Annotated in this window: 6 protein-coding genes; all 6 read left to right on the top strand. The window is 45.3% G+C overall.

The features are described 5' to 3' along the window. The first annotated feature begins 84 nt into the window (after positions 1 to 84). The gene (locus tag L0U89_RS13405; RefSeq protein WP_234861988.1) at positions 85 to 3102 is read left to right on the top strand and encodes a sensor histidine kinase; all 3018 of its coding nucleotides are present in this window, start codon (positions 85 to 87) and stop codon (positions 3100 to 3102) included. A gap of 27 nt (positions 3103 to 3129) precedes the next feature. Continuing rightward, the gene (locus L0U89_RS13400; protein ID WP_234861987.1) at positions 3130 to 3762 is read left to right on the top strand and encodes a response regulator; all 633 of its coding nucleotides are present in this window, start codon (positions 3130 to 3132) and stop codon (positions 3760 to 3762) included. Between the two features lie 488 nt (positions 3763 to 4250). Next, a complete protein-coding gene (locus tag L0U89_RS13395) occupies positions 4251 to 6176 on the top strand; it encodes a sensor histidine kinase (protein WP_234861986.1) in 1926 nt (641 codons plus the stop codon). Continuing rightward, positions 6151 to 6804: a response regulator gene (locus L0U89_RS13390; protein WP_234861985.1), complete on the top strand. Its 654-nt coding sequence runs from the start codon at positions 6151 to 6153 to the stop codon at positions 6802 to 6804. Before L0U89_RS13395 ends, L0U89_RS13390 begins: the two co-directional genes overlap by 26 nt. Before the next feature lie 200 nt (positions 6805 to 7004). Further along, positions 7005 to 8582: a carboxypeptidase regulatory-like domain-containing protein gene (locus tag L0U89_RS13385; RefSeq protein ID WP_234861984.1), complete on the top strand. Its 1578-nt coding sequence runs from the start codon at positions 7005 to 7007 to the stop codon at positions 8580 to 8582. Positions 8583 to 9223: 641 nt separating this feature from the next. After that, positions 9224 to 10841, top strand: a 1618-nt coding sequence (locus tag L0U89_RS13380) for an MBG domain-containing protein (protein WP_305067154.1), incomplete at its 3' end; no start/stop codon positions are given.

Here is a 10841-nt window from a genome sequence, read left to right as displayed (position 1 = left end):
AAGGCAGTTTCTATTGGTTTCAATCACCTATAAATGGTATAAATCCAGCCAAAACCATATTTTAGAATCTCAATCTTCCACCGTATGCCCAATTGGTCTAGGCTATTATTGTTTCAGTTGATCTTGAGCTTGACAAGCTTATTGGCCTTTTCCCAATCACAACTGCAAATACTATCCATAGACAGCGACAAGGGGCTAAACAGTCCTGTGATTTTGAGTTTGCGCCAAGATCGTGGAAACCTGATTTGGATTGGGACCTATGACGGCTTGTATTGCTTTGACGGCTTTCAGGCGTATCCGGTGGAGATCAGGCATCATGCGACCAAAGAACCAATCACCGGGTCGATCGACGCCATTTTTCCAGACAGCAAGGGACGCTATTGGATCATTATCGGGCGAACCAAACTGGGTAGATTGGATCCGTTCTCAAACTTATTTTACCCCATAGATTCTGGGGAGGCAGAAGGGTATTTTTTCAATATCTGGGAATATCAGGGAGATATATGGTTCAATAGGATCAACTTACCACCTGTACTCTTTGATCCCGAAAGCAACAGGTTTGTCGAAATGGTGATTGTTGATAAACAAGGAGATAAGATTCGTCCCGACGTAAACCTTTTTCTTACCTATTCGGGGGGCAAGTTCTACTCTCTTCTTTCAGAAAGGTTCAAAGAAGTGCAAAGGGGCGGGAACCTTGGTGAGTACAGGTTGGTAAATGAAGATGTGGTTATATCCGATACCTTGTTAAGGCAAGGCTATTTTCGTACCCTTATCGATGTCCATGGAAACATGTGGTGCCGATACGCCTGGGATTGGAGCAAATGGGCGGTCTTGGACACGATTCGGAATAGAGACCGTACCGCTGAGGTGATGCAAAAACTGGGAGGTCAAAAAGTAGAGGAAGTCTATACGACCCAGCAGTTTAGCCTTTTTAAGACCGAGGCGGGATATTTCCTTTGGGAACTGGGAAAGGAGAATCCCGTTGACGTCAACGTGGAAATGCAGCGCCTGGGAATTGCCGATTCGCACCTTGGAGGCTTTTTGGAATCACAAAGGCACGGGGAATTCGCTTATGGTTTCAGACGAGGGCGGTTGGACCTGCTGTACCTTAAAAAGGATTTTTTCAGAAGCATGACCGCTGCAAATGGAGAATTGCATCGTGACTTCATGATAGGCATATACCCATTCGAGAAAGATCGGGTGATCATCCGACATGATTTCTCGGACTCTGTATTTACAGTGATAAATCAACGAACCAAAAAGACCGAGATCATCAATACTCAAAAACTTGCGGAAATGGTGGGCACCAAGCCCCGCTTCAATTATCTGCCTTATTTGGAATGGCGGGATTGGACCATAAGATTTGGAAAAGAAATCCTTGATTTTTCACAAAATCAAAATGCAAAAAATATCTGGACTAATGAGTATGCGGTCCACGATGGAAAGGAATACAGATACTTGGTTGATTATGGACTGAGACTCATCAGGCTGGAGGACAATAGGGTGATCTTTCCGAAGTTGACCCCCATCAGCCTCAGCTATGATGGGGATATTGCTTGGATAAGTACCGAAAGTGAGGGCTTGCTGTCGCTCCATATTCCTTCTGGAGAAATCAGGCAATTTCTGCCCATGCCAAATGATCCCAAAAGCCTTCCTTCGGAAAGGACTTATGCCGCCTTGGCAGCTTCAGACAAATACCTCTGGGTCGCAACGGCAAATGGCCTTGCCTACTTGGATAAAAAGACAGGCTTCAGCCGGGTGCTCAATACAAACGATGGGCTGCCCGACAACCGGATATATTCCATGGCCTTTGACTTGGAGGGCGACTTGTGGTTGGGCACGGGAAAAGGGCTTTCGCGCATGGATACTTCCACCAAGGCTTTCACCAACTATACGCAATCTGACGGTTTGATCAATAGCGAGTTCAATCGCAACTCGGCCATGGTCTTGGAAGATGGCATGATGCTGATGGGTGGTGTCAGCGGCCTCGATTATTTCTATCCGGCTCAGGTACCAAAAACCAATTCGGCGCCTAAGCCCATTTTGGCGATGGTACGCAACAACAACCGCATGGTGGATAACACCACGCCGGGTGATTTCAGTTATGATCAGGACTACTTGACCTTTCATCTTTCAGCAACTCCAATTTGGCTCGCTGCCGAACAGACCTTCCAATACCGACTCGCAGGTGTGGATGATGCATGGAAAGACCTCAACAACTCCAACTTGGTGCAATATCCCACTTTGCGCCCAGGGAGCTACCGATTTGAATTCAGGATTGCGAGTCAGCAGGAAACCGTTTCGTATGAATTCACCATCCACCCTCCTTGGTACCAATCGATTTGGTTCAGGATATTGGCTTTTTTGGCTTTTGCAGGGGTTGTGGCGATCATTGCCAGGATGGTATTTGTAAGGAGGATTGCGAAGCTTGCCTATGAAAATGAGCTGATTCGCTTGAAGGCTGAAAAGGAAAAAACGCTCGCAAAGGAACGGGAGCGGATCACTGCGGACCTGCATGACGATGTGGGGGCGACGTTGAGTAGCCTTCAGATTTATGGTGAATTGGCCAAAAACATGCTTAGCGAAGAACCGGAAAAGGGCAAAGAGCTCGTGGACAAAATCCAAGTCCAGTCCAAAGAGTTGCTGACCCGGATGAGCGACATTGTATGGAGTATGAAGCGTCCACAGGATGGTAACTATACCTTGGCTTCGCGCATATTGAACTATGCGAGTGAATTGCTGACGACTAAGGGCATCCAATTGCATGTTTCGATAGGAGAGGAACTTGAGGAAAAAATCGTGCAGCCCGACGTCCGAAAAAACCTGCTGCTGATGATCAAAGAATCCCTCAACAATATCGCCAAGCACAGCAAAGCGACAGAGGCAAGCTTGGACCTGATGCAAAACGGGGAAACCGTGGTTCTCAAGATCCATGACAATGGAGTTGGGTTTGACATGCAGCAGGTCAACCAAGGCAACGGACTGAAGAACCTCCAGCGTCGGGGCAAGGATTTGGGTGGGGAGACACAGGTTATTTCCCAAAAGGGACAGGGTACCACCATCATTTTGGAATTTCCAATAGCTAGATTTAGCCTTGATTGAAGGGTTGCATAGACTTAATTTTAAACGATGATAAGGGTCGCGATTTATGACGATAATCCTGTACGAAGAGATAGTCTTCAGACCGTTCTGGCTTTGCAGTCGGATTTGGAATGTGTGGGATCATATGGCCATTGCGGCAGCATTTTGGAGGATTTGAAAAAAGCGCGCCCGGACATCATCCTGATGGATTTGGAAATGCCCGTTGTCAACGGAATTGAAGGTATTCGCTTAGCAAAAGCAAACTTCCCGGAGATCAAGATCATTGTGCAGACAGCTTTTGATGACGACGAAAAAGTGTTTGCGGCTTTGAAAGCAGGGGCCGAAGGGTATATCCTCAAATCCGCTTCGGTGACCCAAATCACCCAAAGTATCGACGAAGTGTCCAAAGGCGGGGCAAGCATGAGTCCCTCCATTGCGATGAAGGTGATTCGGTATTTTGGAAATGATCCCGGCGAAAAGCGGGAAGATTATCAGTTGACCCCAAAGGAATCGATGGTACTCAAAAAGCTAGCCGATGGACTTAGCTACAAGATGATCGCGGACGAGTTGGGCATCAGCTATTTTACGGTCAACAACCACATCAAAAAGATATACGAAAAACTCCACGTCCATTCTTTGGGTGAAGCTGTAGCCAAGGCCCACCGGAGCAAATTGATTTGATTGAAGATTATCTGGCCATTTTTCTGTTGACTTTTTGTTTCCAAGAGTTGAATCTATTTTATTAGGTAGGGATTTTTCACCTGCCTATTTTTTTGCCGGAAATTCAATATTTAAGAAGACAGGTCGGGAGGATATCGGGGTTTGTTTTTGACAGCTGATTTCCAAATTTGATTTTTTTGAAGAATTCGAAGAAAAATTCTTGAAAATTCAAGAAAAAAGCCCGAAATATCTGAAACTGAAACGAAACCGAACAGTTGGTAAATTGATGCATAACCATTCTTGGTGTTTTGTTTTGTTCATTGCAGTTTGGACTGTAGCTATTATTAGCTATTTCGGTTTGGTCAGTAAACGATAAATTTGTTTAGATAGTGTTAGTTCCGTTTTGTATTTAATGAGGACTGATTTTGTATTCCGAGATCGGGATTTATCGTCGGAGGCTGCATGTTTTGAGTTCCCTTTTGGAAAATAGTTGCTCTTTTTCGTACCCTATGGCCCATTTGTTGATTTTGGTTTTCGTACAGCTTTTTTTTCCTGCCACGCAGGAGACGCTTTTTGCTACCGATCAGCCTGATTATCCTGTGGGCGAATACATTAGGTATCTGGAAGACCGTCCCGGTGAACTGGGGCCTGAAGCGGCACTATCCGCATACAGGAGTGGAAACTTTTTACCATTGGACAATCCCCGGCTTTTCAACAAAGGTTTTACAGAGTCGATTTGGTGGTTTGGTTTTGGGATAGAGAATGGATTGGAAACCGATATTACGCTGATCTTTAGCCCTGCGGGCGCTACGATCAGAGATGCTACTTTGTATACTTTTGATCAAGAGGGGAGGTTAGTCAGGACACAGACAACGGGATTTGACCACACAGGTACCACGCGGGATTTGGCATCTAGGATCAATTCCTTTCAGCTCAAGCTTCCCAGGAATGAGCAATTTACCTACCTGATGCGGGTTGACAGCAGGGGAATGAATACCTACATTCCATTTTTCTTGGATGAGCCCAATTCTTATTGGGAGTATGAGACGATGCGGGCCAGTAAGTTTGGGACGGTCACAGGGCTTATTCTGATGGCGACCTTACTGGGGATATTTCTCTGGTTTTATTTCTTCGAAAAGATGTACCTGATTTTTGTCGGCTACCTGCTTTCGTCCCTGGCCCTGGTATTGGAAGAGGACGGGTATCTTTTTTTATGGGTGTATGGGAGCAAGATTGGCTGGATCACGCCTTGGGTGATTCCGTTTTTTTCAGTCATGATGTCCACATTTCTGTTGCTGTTTATAAATGAGTTTTTCTTTATCAAGTCAACCAACAAGCGGCTGCAATGGGGGGTTAGGCTATACTTTGGTGGGGTTTTTCTGGTTACTGCGATGATGCTGGTTTCGGGAGTTTTGGATATTGGTTTTGGATCCATTCTGGTTTTTCAGCAGTTTGGATTTATTGCGTCTACGATCAATATCCTGTTGGTTTTGGGAGTCAATATTTCGCAAATCCGCGAAAATAGGGAGATTTCGCTATATCTACTATTGGCCAACCTGGTGCTCATTTTTGGGTTTACCAATTACATTTTGAACCTCCAAGGATTGATTGATTGGCACCCGCTGAAGCCTAACGGCTTGATGGTCGGGTCTATTTTCAACGTTGTGCTTTTGACGGTCGGTATCATCCACCGGTACTACTTCCTCAAAAAGGACAAAGAATATGTGGAGCAAAAACTTATCCAGCAAGAGCGCGAGGTCAACCGCAACATCATCGAAGCCCAAGAAAACGAAAGGCAGCGCATTGCCAAGGATCTCCACGACGATTTGGGCGGTTTGCTTGCATTGATCAAACTGAAAGTGGGTAGCATCCGCATGGAAGAGGAAAACACCATGGATGCGGAAAGGCGTGCTGCACTGGCAGAGACAGACAAACTGCTCGATATGGCCTGCAAGGACCTGAGGTTTATTGCCCATGAACTGATGCCCATGGAAGCCAATGACAAAACCCTCCGGACGATGGTGAAGGAGGTCCTTGATTTGGTCAAAATGCAAAAACAAATCAAGATCACGTATACCATTGAGGAACTGCCTTTTTTGGGCTTGGAAGCCAAGATCAATCTTTTCCGTATCATCAAAGAACTCCTCAACAACATCATCAAACATTCACAAGCCAAGGAAGCCGATGTGCAGGTTTTTTTGGACGAAATGGATGATACCGTCACGCTGATGGTGACTGATGATGGCAAAGGAATCCCAAAAGACATCCTGGAATCCCCACAAAAAGGCCTGGGCCTCAAAAACCTGCAAAAACGCGTGGACTACTTGATGGGCCACCTCCATATAGATTCACACAGTGATGGGACGACCATCATCGTGACAGTACCAGTCAAACAAATTTCAATTTCCCATGAGTACAAAAATAGTGATAGCTGATGACCATGAGCTCTTTGCAGATGGGCTCGAAAAACTGATCCGTGCCAACCAAGACTATCAGGTCGTTGAGAAATTCAAAAACGGCGTAGCGGTGATGGAATATATTGATCGGGGCGGGCAAATCGACCTGATGGTCCTGGACCTGAATATGCCAAAAATGGACGGAACCCAGTTGCTCGGTCATTTGCACCGAAACCATCCCAAGCTCAAAGTATTGGTAGTCAGTATGCACCATTCCCCAAGCACCATGGAGATGGTCCGCAAGTTTGGAGCCAAGGGATACATCGGTAAGGACTCTTCTGTTTCGGAGCTGTTGACCGCGATAGAGGAGGTACTGAAGGGAAATGAGTATTTCAATGAACCCTTGGAAGAGCCAATGCCCTCGGTAAACCAAGATCATTTTGGTGGAATATTCGGGGCCTATGGCCTATCCAAGCGAGAGGTGGAGATCATCCGCTTGATCATCAACCAATATGAAGGCGGCGAAATCGCCGATATCCTCAACCTTAGCCCCTTGACGGTCAAGACCCACCGGAAGAACATCTTCAGAAAGCTTGGTGTCAGGAACCTTGCAGGAATTGTTTCCTTGGTGCAAAAGAGCGGCATCAATTGGCAGAGGTTAAACTAAAAGGCTACTTTTGTTATTTTGAGCCGGGTTAAATCTATTCCCTGTAGTTGGATTTTTTTGGGAGTTGGCACGCTCGACTTGGAATAGCTAGATGTAGCTATAAGTCCTGTTTTACTACTTTTGGGGTATTTTTTACCTAAAGGGGAAGGTCTAATTTGGCTAATCATTAGTCAAATTTTCAACCTTTAACCTGTTTTTGTATGAAACATCAAAGCCTTAGTCCAGCCCTCAAACTATTCAGATTTTTGACGGCTGCATTGTTTTGTCTAGCATTTGTAGTGGTGTCGTCCTGTGATCACAGCGATGAAACAAATCTAGTGGATGACTTGGACATTTTGGCCCAATCATTGGCAACTCAACATGGAAGAATCGGTGTCAAGGATGCCGCCAATGACGGCATCGACGAGTTTTACTTCCTAGGCCCAACCGTGGGAAAGGACCCAAAATACCATGGGAGGTTCAATCCAAACCTGAATCCAAAAGTGGAGATCTCGGACGATCTGAGCTTCAATCAGATTCATGCCGCTTTTGGTGAAAAGGCAGGTGGATCCAACAAGGTCCACATGAGCCCAGCAGAAGAGACCTACTATGTAAATTGGGATCCGGGTGAAACCCAGGCCGTTGTAGGTAAGATCTATCGTATTCGGGTCGTGGTGGCAAATAAGGTTTTGGGCTATGCCGATGTGGGAATCGTTACCAATCCCGAGCACACCTTGAGAAATGGCCTGATACCTGTAGCCCAAAATCAGCAGTTCCGTATTGCGTTCAGGATCGAAGACAAAATTTGTCCCGCAAGGATCCTAATAGAGCCAGGGGAGGCAAGTCTAGTACCCGGTGAGGAGATACAATTAAGGGGGACAATTTTCAATTTCTTTGATGAGGAATTGACTGACGTAAAGAGAGATTGGAGCGTTGAGGACGAATCGGTAGCCACCATTGACCAAAATGGCCTACTAAAGGCACTGAAAGCCGGGACTACCAAGGTAACCTTGAGATCTTTTGATGTGTCGGTTTCTATTGATGTCACCGTAGTCGAATCAAATGGACAGGTGATCGGACGGGTCGTCGATGCATTGAGCGGCAATCCTATCGAAGGGGCACGGGTTGCCTTCGGCAGTCAATTTGAGGTTTTCTCGGAATCCGACGGACACTTTGCAATCGATGTACCGCAGGGCAATTATGAGGTGACCGTCCAAAAGACCGGGTACATCGCCAGCTCGGTGCCTGATTTTGCCGTTGAGGGTAATGCAACGAATAACCTTGGCCTGATAGCACTTTCACCAATCCTGCAATCGGGTGAATTGAGAATTGTATTGACTTGGAATCCAACGATCGACTTGGACTCCCATCTTACTGGGCCGATTCCAAATTCACCCTTCAGATTCCATGTATACTGGATAACCCAGTTCACAGAATTTGCAAGTTTGGATATTGACGATTTATTTGGGCCGGGGCCGGAGACCATTACAATAAACCAGACTTTTGAAGGTGTTTATAGGTATTCGGTACACAATTTCGCGAATACGGCAAACGGCTTGGCAAACTCAAATGCAAAGGTCAGGGTCTTCCGCGGCGATGAGCAAATCGCAATTTTTGATGCTCCCCAGCAATCGGGGACGCTTTGGAAAGTATTTGAATTTGACGGCATCACAAAAGAGATTACAGTCTTTAATGAAATGTCAAATGAATTTAATTCTTCGGCAGTGACAAGGGTGAATCCCGATGCATGGGAAAAGGAATCAAACGACATCCTCAAAGCACCTAGAACAAAGAAATAGGGGCAGGGATATGTTGTGCGCCCGTTGACCGGCCACTTATTCAGAGTGTTTGTAAATGGTAATTCTGACAGGTTCAATATGTGAGGCGATTACTTACTTTCCTGGCACACATTATCCGGAATTTCAGATTAACAAATGGGCTTTAGTTAAATTTAAAAGGCCTGCCATGTGGCAGGTCTTTTTTTATGTGCTTCGTTTTGGCTATAAATATATGTACTGACAATGCTGTGTTAATGTCATATGTTGGTTGTCTAAAAAATATCAGGGCTTGTTAGGTTGTTTTTCCAAAAGGAGAGAAAAAATCACTGCGAAAGACCACAAAGGATTTTATAATATCGAGGGTTTAGGAACTCCAATTTTTTTTTATTGTTAGGATAAATATAATTTAATATATGAATAAGATTATTAATCTCAAGAATTGAATGAATAAGGTTATTTTAAATTTATACTGCAAAATAATATTTTAAACTTTTCGGTTCACATGAGTTTTACTTCTAAAAATTTTCCGGTGTAGTTCTTTTTTTTGACAACAAAAAGCATTTTATTTACTACAAACGACATCAAAATGTCGAATTTTGGTTACGATTCTTTGAGTAAAAAGATCACCGCCTATATTTTTAATAACCCAAAATTGTTTTACTATGAAACCAGATTTACCCAATCCATGGAAGAGTTTGATCCAAGGCATGGTCATGCTTTCGATCCTGATGTTATGGGGATTTCCAGCCCTTTCCCAGACATCAACCGCCACGGTCACCACCGACAAGGATGACTATGTTCCTGGTGAAACCGCAATCATAACCGGAACCGGCTGGTCGCCGGGAGAAATCGTCGAACTCGATTTCGAGCACATTGGTGATTTTATACCAGATCACGAACACGTATACAAGTATGTTACAGCGGATGTTAAAGGGGAGATTTATTTTGAATGGTTTGTTTCTGAACAGGAACTGGGGACAACTTTTCATCTTATGGCTAGAGGCCAGTCTTCAGGTCTTTTTGCTGAAACGTATTTCACCGATGGGAATTTTAGATTGTATGCCAGAGGATTGCCAGATGGTGTAGATATTACAGTCAATTACAATGTTTCAGGAAGTGGAGGGGGCTCTGGAAATCAATCTAGAACTTTTACGACACCAAATTTTGGGACTCAAAGTATCAACAATAGAACAATCTCGGGGATTTCCTACACTCCTTCTAGCTTTGAGATTAATAGCAAAATATACACAATTTTAAACTACACAATCAATACTGGTACAACATTATCAACGTCATTTAACAGTGGTCCTGGAAATCAGGAGACTTTTTTTTATGCCAATTACGGCGCTTTGATTTCTGCTGATAAATCAGCCATTTATGGCAGTTCAGTAACTTTAACGGCTACTTTTTACTCTAATTTCCAGACAAGTACAGGTATTTCAGGGAAAGCCATAACATTTTATCTAGATGGAACTGCGGTCGGAACCGCAAATACCAATGCCAGCGGTGTTGCTTCATTGACCTTGGATTTAACAGCAGTTCCGACTTTGGGAAAATTAAACGTTGGAACTTACGAAATCACGACCTCTTTTGCGGGGGATTCCGGATTATTTGCAGTTCCACAAGCCAGTAGTACAGGGTCGGAATTGGAGGTTACCCAAAGACCAATTACCATAACCGCGGATACGAAATCAAAAATTTATGGAGACCTCGATCCCGCCCTTACTGCACAAGTAACGGCAGGCACGATAGTAAGTGGCGATGTGGCCACAGGGTCCCTGATTAGGGTAGCCGGCGAAAATGTGGGAACCTACGCTATAAACAAAGGTACATATACCTTTGGAGCGAACTACCTTGAAACCTACACAGGGGCACTTCTGACCATCAACCAGCTTGCAGTGACGGTGACAGCGGATGCGAAGTCCAAGACCTACGGTGATGTTGATCCAGCCTTGACCTTTGTGTCGGTACCTGCGGTCGGCAGCACGCTTGCCAACGGTGAGGTGGTAGGCTTCACCGGGGCGCTCGACAGGGCCGCGGGCGAAGACGTGGGCACCTATGCCATCAACCAGAACACGGTTGCCAACGGCAACTATGCGATAAGCTACACGGGTGCGCTGCTGACCATCAACCAGCTTGCAGTGACGGTGACGGCGGATGCGAAGTCCAAGACCTACGGTGACGTCGACCCCGCGCTGACCTTTGTGTCGGTGCCTGCGGTCGGCAGCACGCTTGCCAACGGTGAGGTGGTAGGCTTCACCGGGGCGCTCGACAGGGCCG

Origin of the sequence: Mariniradius sediminis (assembly GCF_021491425.1) — a bacterium.
Classification (GTDB): Bacteria; Bacteroidota; Bacteroidia; order Cytophagales; family Cyclobacteriaceae; genus Mariniradius; species Mariniradius saccharolyticus.
The sequence above is the reverse complement of the archived record's forward strand: the minus strand, read 5'-3'. Positions and strand labels throughout refer to the sequence as shown.

Excerpts from the sequence above, each read along its gene's own strand:
- L0U89_RS13390 (WP_234861985.1), top strand. The coding sequence starts at position 6,151 with ATGAGTACAAAAATAGTGATAGCTGATGACCATGAGCTCTTTGCAGAT.
- L0U89_RS13385 (WP_234861984.1), top strand. The coding sequence starts at position 7,005 with ATGAAACATCAAAGCCTTAGTCCAGCCCTCAAACTATTCAGATTTTTG.
- L0U89_RS13405 (WP_234861988.1), top strand. The coding sequence starts at position 85 with ATGCCCAATTGGTCTAGGCTATTATTGTTTCAGTTGATCTTGAGCTTG.
- L0U89_RS13400 (WP_234861987.1), top strand. The coding sequence starts at position 3,130 with ATGATAAGGGTCGCGATTTATGACGATAATCCTGTACGAAGAGATAGT.
- L0U89_RS13395 (WP_234861986.1), top strand. The coding sequence starts at position 4,251 with ATGGCCCATTTGTTGATTTTGGTTTTCGTACAGCTTTTTTTTCCTGCC.